The sequence below is a fragment of the Streptomyces javensis genome (assembly GCF_039525925.1).
Lineage (GTDB): Bacteria > Actinomycetota > Actinomycetes > Streptomycetales > Streptomycetaceae > Streptomyces > Streptomyces asiaticus.
In genome coordinates, this window is the sequence record NZ_BAAAIF010000014.1 from 73,485 (window position 1) to 90,285 (window position 16,801).

7 protein-coding genes are annotated in these 16,801 nt (G+C 70.5%); 4 read left to right on the forward strand and 3 right to left on the reverse strand.

Annotated elements, in window-relative coordinates; all coding sequences use genetic code 11:
• Positions 1–43: 43 nt before the first annotated feature.
• A complete protein-coding gene (locus ABD329_RS15505) occupies positions 44–715 on the reverse strand; it encodes a GntR family transcriptional regulator (RefSeq protein WP_198277827.1) in 672 nt (223 codons plus the stop codon).
• A 259-nt stretch (positions 716–974) separates the two neighbouring features.
• Between ABD329_RS15505 and ABD329_RS15510 the strand changes: the two genes are divergently transcribed.
• Together ABD329_RS15510 and ABD329_RS15515 are read left to right on the forward strand one after the other, a co-directional pair.
• On the forward strand, positions 975–2,540 hold the full coding sequence (locus tag ABD329_RS15510) for an AbgT family transporter (protein WP_198277828.1): 1,566 nt from the start codon (positions 975–977) through the stop codon (positions 2,538–2,540).
• An 86-nt stretch (positions 2,541–2,626) separates the two neighbouring features.
• The gene (locus ABD329_RS15515) at positions 2,627–3,706 is read left to right on the forward strand and encodes an NAD/NADP octopine/nopaline dehydrogenase family protein (protein ID WP_198277829.1); all 1,080 of its coding nucleotides are present in this window, start codon (positions 2,627–2,629) and stop codon (positions 3,704–3,706) included.
• A 77-nt stretch (positions 3,707–3,783) separates the two neighbouring features.
• Here the strand turns inward: ABD329_RS15515 and ABD329_RS15520 are convergent, their stop codons facing one another.
• Positions 3,784–7,215 (reverse strand): CARDB domain-containing protein, encoded by a 3,432-nt coding sequence (locus ABD329_RS15520; protein ID WP_198277830.1) that lies wholly within the window; start codon positions 7,213–7,215, stop codon positions 3,784–3,786.
• Positions 7,216–7,388: 173 nt separating this feature from the next.
• Positions 7,389–8,504, reverse strand: coding sequence for a M24 family metallopeptidase (locus ABD329_RS15525; protein WP_198277831.1), 1,116 nt, complete (start codon positions 8,502–8,504; stop codon positions 7,389–7,391).
• Between the two features lie 777 nt (positions 8,505–9,281).
• Here ABD329_RS15525 and ABD329_RS15530 point away from each other — a divergent pair.
• Both ABD329_RS15530 and ABD329_RS15535 read left to right on the forward strand, forming a co-directional pair.
• Positions 9,282–10,736 carry an acyltransferase domain-containing protein gene (locus ABD329_RS15530; RefSeq protein ID WP_344316505.1) on the forward strand — a complete coding sequence of 485 codons (1,455 nt, stop codon included), beginning with the start codon at positions 9,282–9,284 and terminating at the stop codon, positions 10,734–10,736.
• Positions 10,733–16,798 carry an SDR family oxidoreductase gene (locus ABD329_RS15535; protein ID WP_344316506.1) on the forward strand — a complete coding sequence of 2,022 codons (6,066 nt, stop codon included), beginning with the start codon at positions 10,733–10,735 and terminating at the stop codon, positions 16,796–16,798. Before ABD329_RS15530 ends, ABD329_RS15535 begins: the two co-directional genes overlap by 4 nt.
• The last annotated feature ends 3 nt before the right edge of the window (positions 16,799–16,801 follow it).

Consider the following 16,801-nt stretch of genomic DNA (forward strand, 5'->3'; position numbering starts at 1 on the left):
CCGAGGCCGGGCGCCCGAAGACGCCCCCGCCCGGAACGCCCGACTACACCGGCTTCCCCGCGCCGTTCGCCTCGTTCCCTCCGGACAGCAGGGTGTCCAGCATGTACTGGCGCGAGCGTTCGATGCCCTCGAGGACGACCTTCCTGATCTCGTCCTCCGAACCCCTCCTGATCGTCTCGACCAGACGTCCGTGGTTGACGCTTGTGTAAGGGGGGCGGCCGAGTTCGCCCCGGAGGTTGAGGAAGCGTTCGATCTCCTCGTGCAGGGTGTTGATCATCGGGATCATCAGCGCCACGCGCGCGACTTCGGCGATCGCCACATGCAGCAGCCGGTTCGCCTCGTTCAAGTCGGGGCGTGAGGCGTTCGGCGCCACGGTCGCCGCGCTCAGCGCGTCCAGGCGGTCCAGGTCCTCGTCGCCGGCTCGCTGTGAGGCGAGCACGGCCGCTTCCGGTTCGAGGAGCCGTCGCAGGCGGTAGGTGTCCTGGAGGTCGCCGAGGTCCGTCGGCTTGACGAAGGTGCCGCGCCGCGGGACGACGACGACGAGACCTTCCCTGCGCAGCGCGTTGATGGCCTCGCGCACCGGGGTCTTGCTCATGCCGTAGCGCTCGGCGAGCCACGCCTCGATGATGACGTCGCCGGGGCGGAGGCGGCATCGGATGATGTCGCGTTTGAGGGACGCGTACGCCTGCTGCGCCATCGACGATCCCGAACTCACGGCACGGCTCCTCTTCAAGCACTGTGTGGCGGCCCTCGCCAATCGGCGACCACCTGCGCGAAGACCTGTTGACATCCGCCTTTCGCAGCGTATCATCCCTGTGAAATATCACAGGGATTGCACGACGCTCGGCAGGACCGACTCGTGCTGAACGGAAGCGGAACCCTCCCCGCGAGCCCCCAGAGCCGCGTTCACCGCCGACCCGATAAGGCCCCAGATGACGCAACTTCGAAGCAGCAGTCCGACCGTGGATGGCTCCATGAACCGGTTGTTCCGGGCGCTCAGCGCCTTGGAACGGGCGGGAAACAGGCTCCCCCATCCGTTCTGGCTCTTCTGGATCTTCGTGGCGCTGCTCGGTGTGCTCAGCGCCGTGCTGGCCGGGGTGGGCGTGTCCGTCACACTGCCGTCGACGGGTGACTCCGTCGCGGTCAAGAGCCTGCTCTCGCTTCAGGGAGCCAAGTTCGCGGCGGAGTCCGCACTGGACAACTTCGCCGGGTTCGCGCCGCTGTCGGTCGTGGTCGTCGTGCTTCTCGGCGTCAGCGTCACCGAGAAGAGCGGCCTGCTCACCGCGCTTCTTCGCGTCACCATCGGCCGGCTGCCCGTTCGGTGGCTGACCTTCTCCATCGCGTTCGGCTCCATGATCGCGCACGTCATGAGCGACTCGGCCTACATCGTGATGATCCCGCTGGGAGCGCTGGCCTTCCGAACCGTGGGCCGCAGCCCGGTGCTCGGTCTGATGGTCGCCTACGCGTCGACGGCCATCGGCTTCAACGCCAGCCCGCTGGTGACACCGGCCGACGCGGTCAGATCGTCCCTGGCGGCCGAGGCCGCGCACACCGTCGACCCGGGCTATGTCATCACTCCGGTGGCCACCTACTTCTTCACCGCGGTCTCATCGGTGTTCCTCGCCGCCGTCATCGCCCTCACGGTCGACCGTGTCCTGGCCCGACGGCCCGAGTTCGAACCGACGCCCGAGGACGACGAGGCGGCCGACAGGCTCTTCAACACCACCGCCCACGGCGAGGTACCGCAGCACGGCGGGCCGGCCGCCGAGGGCCCCTCCTCATTCACATTGAGCGCCGTCGAGAAGCGCGCCATGAGGCTGACCGGCGCGGTGCTCCTGCTCTACGTCCTGGCGGTGTCCGCGCTGCTGCTGCCGGGATCCCCGTTCCGCGGCGAGGGCGGCAGTGTCGTCCAGTCCGTGGTCGTGGTGAACATCGCCGTGTTCATCTCGCTGCTGTTCGCGATCCTCGGCATCGTCTACGGCAGGCAGGTGGGCACGATCCCCTCGCTGTCGGCCGTCCCGTCCGCCATGGCCGACGGGGTGAGGTCCTTCGTCCCGGTGATCGTGCTGTTCTTCGTGGTCGCGCAGTTCCTCGCATACTTCACCTGGACCGGCATCAGCAATGTGATCACCGTCGAGGGCGCCCGGCTTCTGAAGTCCCTGGACGCGCCCCACCTCATCATCCTGCTCGTGATCATCCTGGCCATCAGCGGACTGAACATCATCATCAGCAGCGGTTCGGCGATGTGGTCCATCCTCGCCCCCGTCGTGGTCCCCCTGGCGATGTACATCGGGCTCTCCCCGCAGGCGGCGATGGTCTCCTTCATGATCGGGGACTCGGTCACCAACACCACGCCCATGAACGCCTACTTCGTGCTGGCCCTGGGATTCCTCCAGCAGTTCCGGAAGGGCGCGGGCATCGGGACCATGCTGTCCTTCACGGTTCCCGTGGCCCTCGCCGTACTCGTCTCGTGGTCGTCCTTCTTCGCCCTCTGGTACGCCCTGGGAATCCCGCTCGGACCGGGGGTGCCCGTCAGATGACGCCACCACCGCCACTTCACCACCTCACACGGCTCGGCGAAGCCGAGGCCACTCCCCACCACATCGACACGGAAGAGTCACTCACCATGGGCAGCATCGCCATCATCGGCGCGGGCAACGTCGGCCAGGCCATCGCCGGCCACATGTCCTTCAAGGGACACGACGTACGGATCTTCGACAGGTGGGGCCGCGACCTCGAACCGATCCGGGCCAACGACGGCATCGACATGACCGGAGACGTCGAGGGCCACGGCACACCCTCGGTGCTGACCTCCGACCTCGGACAAGCCGTCGGCGGCGCCGAGGTGGTCATCGTCGCCGCGCCCGCGTTCGCGCACGCCTATCTGTCCCAGGAACTCGCCCCCGTCCTCGAGCCGGACCAGCTCGTCCTGTTCCAGCCGGGCGTGCTCGGCAGCGGCGTCGAGCTGGCGCGCATGTTCGCGCTCGCCGGCCGGCGGCCCTGCCTCATCGCGGAGACGCCGACCAGCCTGTACACCTGCCGGCTGCGCCGCCCCGCGCACGTCTACATCGGGGCGATCAAGCACGCGGTCCCGCTGGCCGCCGTACCGAGTGCGGACACGCCCCGGGCTCTTGACATCCTGCGGACGTACTTCGGCGACCGGTATGTGCCGGGCGAGGACACGCTGACCGTCGGGCTCAACAACTGCAACCCCATCTACCACGTTCCGCCGGCGGTCCTGAACTTCAAGACGGTCGAAGACGCCGACTGCCATCCGCTGCACAGCCTGGTGACACCGCGCATCGCCGAGGTCATCGACGCCCTGGACCGCGAACGGCTCGCCCTGGCGGACGCCCTCGGAGTGAAGGCGGCCAGCTTCTGGGACTTCCTCAGCACCGCGTACGAGGTGACCGAGGGCAGCTTCGTCGAACGCATCGTGCAGGGCTACGGGCGGCAGGGATTCCCCGAACCCGACTCGGTCAAGCACCGGTACTTCACCGAGGACATCCCCTTCGGGCTGGTCACCTGGAGTTCGCTGGCCGCGCAGATCGGACTCCCGCTGCCGCTGACCGACTCGTTCGTCGCCCTGGGCACGGCCCTGTGCGGACAGGACTTCGTGGCCGGCGGCCGCACGGCCCGGACGCTGGGCCTGCTCGGCTCCGACGTCGACGGCATCCGCGCCGCGTTCGTCGACGGCGCGGTGTAGAGCCACCCGCTGCCCCAGGCTGCCCCGGAAGGCGTCGCGCCTTCCGGGGCAGCGGCCGGACGTGCCGGGCGCCGCGCTCAGTCGCGCGACGCGGAGGACCGGTTCGCGGCGCCGTTGATCACGAACTGCGAGCCGGGCTCCTTCACCACATCGCCCTGGGCCGAATTGGTGATCCGCACATTCGTCAGCGTGGCGTCGCCGCGCGCCCCGCCCATCGCGAGGATCCCCGATCCGTTGTTGGACTTGTCGATGGTGACGTTATCGATCCGGACGCCGGGCATCGCGCCGCCGCCCGTCTTGAACTGGATGCCGTCGTAGGTGGAGTCATGGATATCGGTGTCGCGGATCGTGACCCCCGGGATGTCCTGCCCCTGGGCGAACAGGGTGATCGCGCCGAACTCCTGCGCCTCGCCCCAGAACGCGCCACCCGTGCGGTACAGGCCGTTGTCGGCGATGAGCGTCCCGCCCGAGAAGGGCAGCGGGTCGTGATCCGTGGCCAGCATGATCCCCGGGTAGTTCATGGTGTCGGAGATCAGGTTGTTCTCGATCGTGTTGCCGTAGCCGCCGTAGACCGCGATGCCGTTGGCCCGCCAGGGCAGTTGGACGGTGTTGTTGCGGAAGTGGTTGTCGTGGCCGATGTCCGTCGAGGTGTCCTTCACATACTTGTTGGCCCAGACGGCGAGTGAGTCGTCACCGGTGTTGCGGAAGGAGGAGTTGTACACGGTCGAATTGCGGGTGCCGTTGGTGAAGTTGACGCCGTCGGCATACGTGTCGCGGATCCGTACGCCGCTGAATTCGAGGCCGTCACCGGGCCCCCACAGCGCGGGGATGTTGGAGTAGTCGCGGCCGACCCAGGCGCCGACGTTGGCGTGCTCGATCCACACATTGGTGATTTTGGTGTTCTTGCCGAAGCGGCCATTGAGCCCGACCCCGCCCTCGGCACCGCCGTCGCCGCCGCGGATGGTGCCGGAGCCGAAGATGGCGATGTCGGAGATCTTGGTGTTGTCGTCGATGTCGAAGCCGAAGTTGCCCTCGTGGGGGTGGTTGATCCCGCCCGCTTCCTGGGGCGGGATCAGCGAGTAGAGCTGGGAGTGCCACATCCCGGCACCGCGGATGGTGACGTCCCGGATACCCATCTGGTTGTACTGGCCCTGGTTCTGCGGGTCGTCGGTCAGGATCTTCTTCTCCTGGCGCCACTGGCCCGCGGGGATCCACACGCAGGGGATCGCGCCCTCCTGGTCCGCGGTGACGGCGCGCTGGATGGCGTCCGCGTCGTCGATGCCGTCGTTGGGCACGGCCCCGTAGTCGGTGATGGAGACGCACTCGGCGGGCTTGGCGGCCGGTGCCGCGACCTGCTCCAGATCGACCAGGTCGATGATGTAGAAGGCGGCGTCATCACCGGAATCCCGCTGGAGCCGGAACGTCGTACCCGGCGGGTAGGTGTCGGTGAGCAGGGCGTGGGACTCGTCGAACAGCCGCCGGGCGTCGCCGCCGGGCCGGTTGGTCAGGCCCTCCGGGTCGTCGGTCGTGCCGTAGAGCCAGCTGTGCTTGGAGGACAGGGTGAGTTTGCGGACGAACGTGCCGTCCGCGTAGAGGCTGATGGTCGCCTCCCTGCCGCCGCCGCCCGCCGCGTCCGGGATCGAGTTGCGGACGACGATCGAGTTGGACGGCGTGGTGGAGGTGAACTCCACGTACTGACCGCTGGTGTCGAGCCGGACCGATGCGCGCCCGGAGGACTCGGTGGCGAAGTTGGTGTGCCCGAAGGTGCGCTTGGCGTCCGTCTTCAGCAGGGTGCCGTCGTACCGCCCGTCCTCCGCCTCGTACTCGGTGTACGGCACGGCGGCGCCGCGTCCGACGACGAGGGAGCGGGCGAAGGTGTTGTTGTCCTCGTTGGTCTCGGCGACGGTGTCGGTGGCGTCGGCCGTCGCGGTGAGCGTCGCTCCCCCGCTGGTGGCGGTCCAGTCGCCGCCGATGGCCACGGTGGCCGCGCCACCGGCCGGGATGGCGCCCGCCGTGCCGTTCAGTGTGGTCCCGCCGACGGTGAGCCGGGTGACCGATCCGGCGGGCACCGCGCTCGTGCCCCTGTTGTGCACCGCGACGGTGAAGGTGACCTTGGCACCGGCGGCCGGGCTGGCGGGGTTGGTGGTGATGCCGGTGACCTCCAGGTCCGGTCCGGGGGCCTGGCCGATGACCAGCTTCGAGGCGGCGTTGCGGCTGTTGTTGGTGTTGTCGAGCTCAGGGACCGTGTCGGCCGGGTCGACGACGGCGGAGACGGTGTAGCTGCCCATGGGCCGCTTACCGACCTTGACCGGCACCTTCAGCGACGCGCCCGGCGCGAGCGCCCCGACGGCTCCGCTGCCGGCGACCGTGCCCTCGAGGCTGACGTTCACCGTGGTCGCGGGCGCGGCGGCCGTCCCGGCGTTGCGGACCGTCGCCTCGACGGTGACCGCGTCCGCCTCGGAGGGCGACTCGGGCGACCAGGCGAGTTCGGTGACGGTCAGGTCGGGGGCGGGCGCGGCCGTGCCGACGACCTCGAACTCGGCGACCTGCCCTCCACCGGCGCCGGTGTTGCCGGAGAAGGCCAGGCGTACGTCCGCGTACCGTCCCGTGACCGGGATGGTCACCGTGTTCTTGTTCTGCGACGGGCTGAAGGCGTAGTCGGCCCGGGCCTTCAGCGAGGTGAAACCGGACTCTCCGGCCGCCCGCCCCAGCACCTGGATGCTCTGCGACCGGGTGGACCAGACGGGATCGGGGTTCAGCTTGACGACGACGCCGGTCAGATCGGCGTCGGCGCCGAGCTTCGCGGTCAGCGTCGAGGACTGGCCGCTCGCCTCCCAGTAGGTGGAGGTGCTGCCGTCGTTGGCGTTGCTCGCGATGTAGTCCTGGGTGGTCGAGGACGCCTCGATCGGCTTGCGCAGGGCCAGGTTGGTGCCCGCGGGCGGGTCCCCCGGGTCCTCCCCGCCGGCCTCCCCGCGCACCTCCACCTCGGAGAGCTGGGCGGCGTTCCAGCCGGTGTTGCCGGTCACCTGTACGCGCACATACCGCGCCTCGGCCGTGACGTCGAGCGCCACGGTGTTGCCGGACGACGGCGAGAAGTCCTTGCGCACATCCGGAACCACGGTGGTGAAGTCCTGGCCGTCAGTGCTGGCCAGGACCTTCACCGCCTCGGTGCGGGGCTCCCACGACGCGGGGAGCTTCAGTGCCACCGCGTCGATGTCCGCCGTGGTCCCGAGGTCGACCTGCACCCACTGGGGGAACGAGCCGGCGGGGCCCTCCCAGTAGGAGGCCTGGCTGCCGTCGGTGACATTGCTCGCCGGGTAGGAGCCGTGCGCCCCACTGGCCGTCACCGGCCTGCCCAGCGCCAGGTTCGCTCCCTGCGCGGCCCGGGCTCCCTCCGCGGCATGGGCTCCCTCCGCGGCATGGGCTGTCACCGGCAGCAGCCCGACCGTGAGCAGACCTGCCGTCACAAGCCCGGTGCATAACCGTCGACCGCGGTGTCTTCTTCTCATGAGGCCCTCTCGATCGCCTGGTGGACGATGACGGTGTTCAGCGGGCCCAGACGATGCCGCGGTGGTGCCGAGCCAGCCGCAGTGCAAGAGTTGAGTGATTTCGTCTATCTTTTGCAGCGTTGCTTTGACAGATTTCTACCGCTCATCGACTTTGTCAACGACCTGGCACACGGTCAGGGCAGTACGACCAGTTCACGGCTGGTGCGGTTGAGCCGCTCACCGCCGTCGTCGGTGCAGATGACGATGTCCTCGATGCGGGCTCCGAACCGGTCGGGAAGGTAGATGCCCGGCTCGACGGAGAAGGCCATGCCGGGCTCCAGCGGCAGGGCCGAGCCCGCCACGATGTAGGGCTCCTCATGCGTCTCCAGCCCGATGCCATGACCGGTGCGGTGGATGAAGTGCGGCCCGAAGCCCGCGTCCGCGATGACATCACGGCCGATCGCGTCCAGCTGCTCGGCGGTGATACCGGGCCGCACCGCATCGGTCTGGGCACGCTGGGCGGTCAACAGCACCTCGTACAGCCGTCGGTACTCCGCCGGCGGCTCGCCGACGACGTAATCGCGGGTGGAGTCGGAGCAGTAGCCGTCTTCGGTGGTCCCCCCGATGTCGACCACCACGGGGTCACCGGGCTGGATCACCCGGTCCGACAGCTCATGGTGGGGACTGGCGCTGTGGGGTCCGGAGCCGACGATGACGAAGTCCACCCGCACATGGCCCTCGGTCACGATGGCCTCCGCGATGTCCCGGCCGACCTCCCGTTCGGTGCGCCCCACGCGCAGCCACTCGCCCATGCGGGCGTGCACCCGGTCAATGGCCGCCCCCGCCCGGCGCAGCGCCTCGGCCTCGGCCTCACTCTTGCGGATCCGCAGCCCGCCGAGCACCTCTCCGGCGAGTGCCTGGTCGGTGTCGGGCAGCGCGGCGCGGAAGGCGACGACCTTCTCGGCCCACATGTGGTTGTCGACCCCGACCCGCGCCACACCGGCGGGCAGCCTGGCCGCGACGAGGGCATACGGATCCTCGGTCTCGGCCCATCCGGTGATCTCGATGCCGAGGTTCCCGGCCGGGGACGCGAGCGCGGCGGGCCGCTCCAACTCGGGCACCAGAAGAAAGGGCTCGCCGTCCACGGGGAGCACAAGACAGGTGAGCCGCTCCAGGGGAAGCGCGTGATAACCCGTCAGATAGCGCAGATCGGCACCGGGACTGAGCAGCAGCGCGCCCAGCCCCGCGTCGGCGGCGGCCGCCCGGGCGCGCTCCAGGCGGTCGGCGGGGTAGAGATCGGTGAGGGTCACAGGGAGTTCTCCATCCTGGTGTCGGGCCAGCCTGAGGCAGCGGACCAGCCCATCCTCGACCGGCCAGGGTCCTCCGGCGACATCATTTTCGCCCGCAGTCGGCCCTGGGGCTCCTCACGAGCCGCTCCTACCGCACCCGAGCCGCTGACCAGCGCAAATGAAGAAATCCAGCTGGAGCACTAACAGCTAAAGAACTGATTGGCGTACGCAAGCACTCGGTCTCGGCCACATTGATTCTCCGAAAGATGGTCGAAATCCCGTACGTATCACGTTCAAACACCTCCATCATGTTAAATCAGAACCGACATTGCGGACATCAGTGCCATAGCTGGCCAGGCGTGGCTAACACGAGGCCTTGTCGAGCGACAAGACCGCAATCGCCCCCTGGCATCACGTAATTCACTAGTCATGAACACAATCGGTTTAGGCCGAAACTGAAACCCTAAGATCGTTGACCCCCGGAAAGGAGCGCAGTTACCTTAATTAGCGAACCCGATCAGCAAGGAAAACCCTCCTCAGGGTCGCGCATTTGCGGGAATGGCCATCAACAATGGGTGGCCAGGGTCGAATTTCGCTGGACTCGCCGCTCCGATATACCGCAGCAAGCGGACGTATGTCGTCGATTTCATCGCGCCGTCGTGGCGTTTCAGGGCCCCGGCTGAGCCAATGCAACATCGCCGGCAGTCGGGACGGGAGATGAGGGTGATGCACGTGGTGGATTCTGTCTTTGTCATGCCGGGAACGGTTGCCGCTCCGCGCGGAGGGATTCTGCGCGACTTGCACAACCGTTACGAGGCCGTACGTGAAACGCTGTCCCGAATCGACAAGGCCGCCCAGGAAATGGGGCTGCCCAACATCAGTGCCCGGCTTGTCGAACCGAACGAGATGAGCGACCGGCGCGGCCCCGAAGTGCAATATCTGGAGATCTTCGCGGTCAGCATCGCGACGCACCATATGCTGATCGCCGAGGGCGCCAAGCCCATCGCGATCGTCGGGCAGAGCATCGGAGAGCTGTGGGCTCTGGCCGCGGCGGGGCATCTGTCCGTGGAGGACGCCGCGCGGCTGGCCGTGGCCCGGTCCCAGGTACTGACCCGGCAGAGCTGGGGCGGCAAGATGCTCGCGGTCGGAGTGGACGGCCGCCGGGCGGAGTCGCTCGCCGAGCTGATCAACCATCCGCACCTGGTCCTGGCCTGCGAGAACGCCCCTCGGCAGAGCGTCATCAGCGGCCCCGAAGCGTTGATCGAGCATGTGGAGCGGGTGGCCGACGCGCTCGGCTGGCCAAGTCTCCAACTCGACGTCCCGCATCCGACCCACACTCCGGCGATGGCACAGGCCGCGCGAGACCTGCGGGAGTCCGCGCCACGGGTTCCGTACGGTGCCGGGCGCTGGCGGGTGTGTTCCCCGTGGCTGGGGCGGGACGTCGGCGACGACGACCCGGTCGAACTGGTCGCCGGCGCGCTCACCTCCCGGGTCCGGATGCTGCACACCATCCGTGAGCTGCACGCGGCCGGCGCCGACGCCTTCGTCGAGTGCGGGGAGTGGCCCGTCGTCACCAAGTTCGTGGAGGCGTCGATCCCTGGGGTGCGGTGTCTCGTTCCGCTGAGCGAGAGCGACCCGGTCGAGGCCGTCCGGGCGCTGGTCGCCGACTCCACCGGCGGTGGCCCGTTCCGCTCGCGCCTGTCGGCACCGTCGGGCAACGGACATGGTCCCGTCGTACGGGTGAGTGAACCCACTCCGGCCGGATCGGTTGCGACGCTCCCCGCCCCTGTGTCCTATGTGGCCCCCGTTCCGGCCCCGGCCCCCGTGGCCGTGTCTGCTCCTGCGGCCCCGGCCCCGGCCCCGGCTCCGGTCCCGGCCCCGGCTCCGGCTCCGGCGGCTCCGGCTCCCCCGGTCGCCCCGGTCGCGGTCGCACCGGCCGCGGTCGCCCCGGCCGTCGTCGCCCCTGTCACCTCGCCGTCCTCTGCCGGATTGGACTACGAAACGGTGCTGGCGGAGTTGCGGACTCTCTACGGCGACTTCCTGGGCTACCCGCCCGATCTGCTCGGTGAGGACGACGGTCTGGAGGCCGAGCTGGGTGTGGAGTCGCTCAAGCAGGTCGCCCTGCTCGGGATGGTGTCCGACCGGTACGACCTGCCCGATCTGCGGGCGAATTCCTCGCTGCTGACCGTCGGCACGCTGCGCCGGATCGCGGAGGCCGTCGTACAGGCTCGATCGGGGGCTGCCGCACGATGACCTCCACAGAGAATCTGCGGGGTCGGATCGCCCTGGTGACGGGGGCCGCGAAGAGCCTCGGCGCGGACATCGTTCGCCGCTTGGCGGGGAGCGGTGCCCACGTGATCGTCAACTACTTCCACTCGGTCGAACAGGCGGAGCGGCTGCGGGCGGAGCTGGAGCAGGCCGGGCACAGCTGCGAGTTCATCCGCGCCTCAGTGGCCAAGACCAGCGAGATCGACCGGATGTTCGACCTGATCCAGGAGCGGCACGGCGGCCTGGACATTCTGATCAACAACGCCGCGGGCGGGGCCTTCCTGCCGCTGTTCGACATCGATGACACGTACTGGCAGCGGGCGTGGTCCACCAACGTGATGGCGGCCTACCACTGTTCGCGCCGGGCGGCCGAGCTGATGGCGGGACGAGACGGGGCGAGCATCCTCTGTCTCTCCAGCGTCGGGGCGCACCAGCCGGTTCAGGGTTACGGCCCCGGCGGTGTCACCAAGGCGGCCCTGGAGTCGCTGGTCCGCTATCTGGCGCTCGAGCTGGTCGGCCAGGGCATCCGGGTCAACACGGTGCTGCTGGGCTCCGTCGCCAGCGAGATCGTCGTCAACCTGGACGGCCCGGCGGCGACGCCCGGTGGTCCGGCCGAGGCCAGCGAGCTGATGAGCCGTACCGTCTCGACGCCGGAGGCGGCCAAGTTGATCGTCCACCTCCTGCACGAGGACGCCGGCTTCATCACCGGGCAGACCATCGTCGCGGACGGCGGCATCAGCATCGGCGGGATGCAGGGCCTGCGGCTGCACAGCAGGCTGGCGGACCAGGTGAGCAGGCCCGCCAGGCGCCAACCGGTGTCGGCGGCGGCAGTGACGACGGCGGCGGTGACGAGGGCGCCGGCCGAGACGAGCCGACCCGCACCCGCCCCCGAACAACCGGCGGCCGCCCACCCGGCACCCGCACCGGCTCCGACCCCCGCACCGGTGGCCACCCCGGCTCCGGTGCAAGCACCGGCACCCGACCAACCACCCCAGACAGACCCCGAAGCCGTCGCCGTGGTCGGCCTCGGTCTGGTCCTGCCCGGCGCGAACAACGCGGCGGAGTTCTGGGACCGGTTACGGGAGGGCGCCCTGATCTCCAGCGAGCCGTCCGCCTTCGACCTGGAGCACTTCTGGGCGCCCACCCGGGAGGAGACCGACGCCTTCTACGTTCGGGAGGCCGCGTACGTCCAGGGCTTCGTCCCCGACCCCGCCTCGATCGCCGAACCGGACGGGAACGTCGGCCGCCCCGGATGGCCGCGTACCACTCGCTGGCTGCGGCACTGCGCCGTTCAGGCCCTGGCAGGGGTGCACCGGCGCCCGACCGACCGGTGGCTCGCCACGACCACCGGCATCCACGACCAGACGGGGCTCGGCCCCCAGGGCGTCGTGCTGGGGGACGAGTACCGGCGCATGGTGCGCGAGGCGATCCCCGCCGACCAGGACGGCGACTGGCTGGCCGAGCTGGCCGACCACGCGATCAGCGCGTACTACGGCGGCGACGGCGGGGACCCGAAGGCCTACCTGCCCGCGTCCGTCTCCCGCGACGCGCTGCGCGGACTGATCCCCGACGACTCCCAGCACCTGACCCTCGACGCGGCCTGTGCCAGCGGACTGTTCGCGCTGGACGCGGCGGTCAAGGCGCTGCGCGAGGGGTCCTGCGATGTGGCGCTGGCCGGTGGCACCTCGGTGATCGAGCCGATCGGGTTCACCCTCTTCTGCCGGGCCCAGGGCATCTCGATGAGCGGCAGGATACGCCCCTTCGACAAGGCGGCCGACGGAACCCTCATCGGTGAGGGCTCCATCATGCTCACCCTGAAGTCGTACGCGCGGGCCGTGGCGGACGGGGACCGGGTGCTCGGTGTCATCCGGGGCACCGGTCTCGCCGCCGACGGCCGGGGCAAGGGCATTCACGCTCCGGCCACCCGCGGGCAGGAGCTGGCGATCGCCCGGGCCTGGGCCGACGCGGGCATCGAGGCCGACGACGTGGACTGGGTGGTGGCGCACGGCACCGGCACACCGGTGGGCGACGAGATCGAACTGCGCTCGCTGCTCTCCCGGTTGGGGCCGCGGAAGCGGGCGTGCCTGCTGACCTCGAACAAGCAGGTCTTCGGGCACACCGGCGTGCTGGCGGGGCTGGTCTCGGTCGCGCACGCGCTGGTGGCCCTCGAACGCGGGGCGGTCCCCGGTCAGCCCGTGGTCACCGATCCGCACCCGCTGCTGGAGGACGGCACACGGCTGACCGTACCGGTCAGGGACGCGCCCTGGCCGTCGGAGGACGCACGGCCGCGCGTGGTCGGGGTCTCGTCGTTCGGCCTCGGAGGGGCGGACGCGCATGTGGTCCTGTCCGACCGCGTGCCGCGGGCCGCGCCCGCGCGGCGGCGGGGCGGTGCGGCTCCCGCGGACACGGAGCGACTGGTCGTCGTGGGCTGGAACACCCATCTGCCCGGCCTGGACACCGCCCAGGTGCCCGCCTGGCTGAGTGGTGACGGCCCGCTGCCGGAGGCCGGTTTCGGTATGCCGTACCCCCTGCCGTCCCCGCGTGAGGTGCGCATCCCGCCGCTGACGATGCGGCATATGGACCCCGCGCACCTGATGATGCTCCAGGCCCTCGGCCCGCTGCTGGACCGGCTCGGCGAGCCGGGCGTCAGCCTGCGGCCCACCACGGCGGTGGTCGTGGGAGCGACGCTGCCGACCACGCACAACACCCGGGCCGCGCTGCGGGTGCACGCCGGCGAGTGCGCCACCACCTTCGACATCCTGCCCGACCCGGTGCGGGCGCAGACGCTCAAGGAGTACCTGGCGAAGGGGATGGCGGAGGCCAAGGGGGTGATCCCCGGCGATCTGAACGAGGACGACTTCACCGGGGCGGTCTCCTGCATCCTGTCGGGCCGGGCCGCCAACTACTACGACTTCCGGGGTATGGGCACCAGCGTCTACGCCCACCGGGACTCCGCGCACACCGCTCTCGACCTGGCGCTGCGCCAACTCCGGCACCGCGCCTGCGACCTCGCCCTCGTCGGCGCGGTGTGCCAGCGGCCCATCAGCGGCTGGGACCGCCACCTCGACGAGCTGGTACCGGAGGGCCGGTCCATCGCGGAAGGTGCCGCCGTCCTCGCGGTCACCCGGCTGTCCACCGCGCTGGAGCACGACCTGCCCGTCCTGGGTTCGCTCTCCACCGCGGTCGAGGCCACCGATCCGCGGCGCCCGGACACGCCCGGGCACGCCCTTCCCGTACTGGCCGACGCCGGACACACCTATCTGTCGCTGGACGCGCTGCTGGCGGTCCTCAAGGCGGTCTCCACCGGTGCGGACACCGTCGTGACGCCCGCCGCCCCCGGATCACCACTGATCCGGTTCACCCCGCCGGGGGGTACGGCACGACCCGAACCGGACCGGGCCGCACACACCGAGCCGGACCGTACGGCACACACCGAGCCGGAACCCACCGCGCCAGACCCGGCCGGCCCGGACCACGCCGAGGACTTCACCGGCCGCCGCCAGACCCTCCGGTTCGTCCCGATGACCCCGCCGCTGAACGGCTCGGCCACCCGGTCGATCCCGCCGGGCACCATCGTCATCACCGACGCCCCGGATCTCGCCGCGGCCGCCACCGGCCCGGACACCGCCGTCTGGTCACCGCGACCGGGCCTCGCAGCCGCCACCCACGTCCCGCCCGAGGGGGCGCCCGGCGCCCTGGCCGAGCTGCCGTTCATCCCACGCCATATCCGGGTCCTGTCCCGGCTGCCGGTCCAGCACGACGGGAGCGGCGAAGGGAGCGACGACACCGAGGCCACCCGGCTGGAGGACCTCCAGGACCTCACGTTCACCACCCTCCAGGCGGCGCTGCCCGCGCTGCGCACCGGCGGTTCGCTCGGCGCGCTCCTGCTCGGCGCGGTGCCGGACGAGCTGCCACCCCCACTGAGCGGGCTGTTCACCGGCCTCATCCGCTCCGTCCGGGCCGAGGTCCCGCAGTGCGGAGGAGTGACCCTGCTCAGCGACGCGCCGGACGCCGTGACCGCCCTGGACCAGCTGGCGCGGGCGGGCACCGCCCGGGTGCCGACCCACACACTGGCCTGCCGCGGGGGCGACTGGTTCACCCTGGCCGTCGCCGACGACCACGCTCCACCGCCCCCGGCGGGAGCCGCCTCGCTGCCGCCCGGCGCGGTCGTGGTCGCCTTCGGCGGCGCCCGGGGCATCACCCCCGAGCTCCTCCACGCGATCGCCCGCACCAGCGACCGGCCGCAGGTGTACGTCATCGGCCGCACCCCGCTGCCGGAAGGCGACGACGCGCTGCCGCCGCAGGCCGAGTTCATCGCCGCCGAACACCGCGGCCGCCCCGGCGCGTCGGTGGGTGAGCTGCGCGCCGCGTACGAGAAGGCCCAGGCGCGCCTGGAGGTACGCCGCACCGTGCGGCGGCTGACCGAACTGTGCGGCCAGGACCGGGTCCACCACCGTGTGTGCGACATCCTCGACGCCGAGGCCACCAGCGCCGTCCTCGACGAGGTCGTCGACCGGCACGGACGGATCGACCTGCTCATCAACACCGTCCTCGACCTGCGGTCGCGTGCGCTGCACGCCAAGACCCTGTCCGATTTCCGGGCGGTACGGGCCACCAAGGCGACCGGTTACCGCAACCTGAAACGGGCCCTGGCCGGGCGTCCGCCCCGGATCTGGTGCAACTTCAGCACCCTGGCGACGCTCGCTCCCGCGCCCGGTGACATCGACTACTGCGCCGTCAACGAGTACCTCGCGTACGCGAGCGCCTGGGCCCAGCGGCACGGGCCCGACGGCCACCAGGAGTTGGCGATCCTCTGGAGCGGCTGGCGGGAGGTCGGCGTCGCCAGCAGCGTCACCATGCGGGAGACCCTCAAGCGCAACCAGATGGACGCCTACATCAGCACCGAGCAGGGCTGCGCCCAGTTCCTCTCCGCCGTGACCCGGCCACCGGCCACCGGGGTGGCGTTCTTCATCCGGGACGACGAACGCGTCCTGCTGGCCCGGCGCGGGATCGGCACCTACGGCTCGGGTGGGACCAGCGCCTACGGCCCCTCCGGCGAGCCGCGGATCCCCGCCCCGGACGCGCCGCCGCCCGCCCCGCCGGATCCGTCGCTGACCAGTCCGCTGCTCGACGGTGTCCTGCACCGCGGCAAGAGCTGGGCCGTCTTCACCAAGACCTGGGATCCGCACACCCTGGCGGAGCGGGACGGGCGGTGGATGCGCCACCACCGCGTCAACGGTGAGTACACACTGGCCGGTACGTTCACCCTCGAAGCCGCGGCCGCCGCGGCCGCGACCCTCTGCCCCGACCTCGTGGTCACCGGGTTCCGCGGTCTCGTCTGCCGGACGTCGATCACGATCAGGCTCGCCGGGCCGCCGCGCACCGTCGCGGTGGAGGCCCGGGTCACCAGCCGGAGGCGCGACGGCGTCGAGGTGGCCGTTCGCATGACGGCACACCGGATCGGCAAGAACGGCAAGGTGCTGCGCTTCAACGACCTGCTGTGCGAGACGACGGTCGTGCTGGCGGATCGCCATCCCGTGCTCGACGGACCGCCCGACTTCTCGTCCCACGACCCCGAACCCGATTTCGCGATGCCGGTCTACTCCCCCGACCCGCCGATCTCGCTCACCGGCCCGTTCGCCGGGACCAGCGATTACGCCCGCGGGCCGGACGGGAACAGCGCCAGGTTCGGTCTGGACCACGCCGCCTGGGCCCCGGCCCTGGCGGGGATGACCGTACCGGCGATCCTGCTGGACGCGATGGTGCACCTGTTGCTGCTCCCACCGCGCGGTGACCACCCGCCGCTGGTCGGTCCGATGGCCGGCCTCGACGAGGTCGAGCTCGGCGGGCCGGGCAACGACTGCCAACTCAGCGCGGAGCACCCGGCCATCCGGCTGCACTGCGACTTCGCCACCGGGGACCTGACCGCCGTGACCGGTCACGGCAAGGTGCTGGCCCGTATCACCGGGGTCACCGCACACGCCCTCGACCACAGCGGAGAGCTGGTCCGGCCCCGCGCCCGCGTTCCCCAGTCGCCCCTTTCGTGACAG

Coding starts and splice junctions, on each gene's coding strand:
- ABD329_RS15510 (WP_198277828.1), top strand. CDS start 975: ATGAACCGGTTGTTCCGGGCGCTCAGCGCCTTGGAACGGGCGGGAAAC.
- ABD329_RS15515 (WP_198277829.1), top strand. CDS start 2,627: ATGGGCAGCATCGCCATCATCGGCGCGGGCAACGTCGGCCAGGCCATC.
- ABD329_RS15535 (WP_344316506.1), top strand. CDS start 10,733: ATGACCTCCACAGAGAATCTGCGGGGTCGGATCGCCCTGGTGACGGGG.
- ABD329_RS15520 (WP_198277830.1), bottom strand. CDS start 7,215: ATGAGAAGAAGACACCGCGGTCGACGGTTATGCACCGGGCTTGTGACG.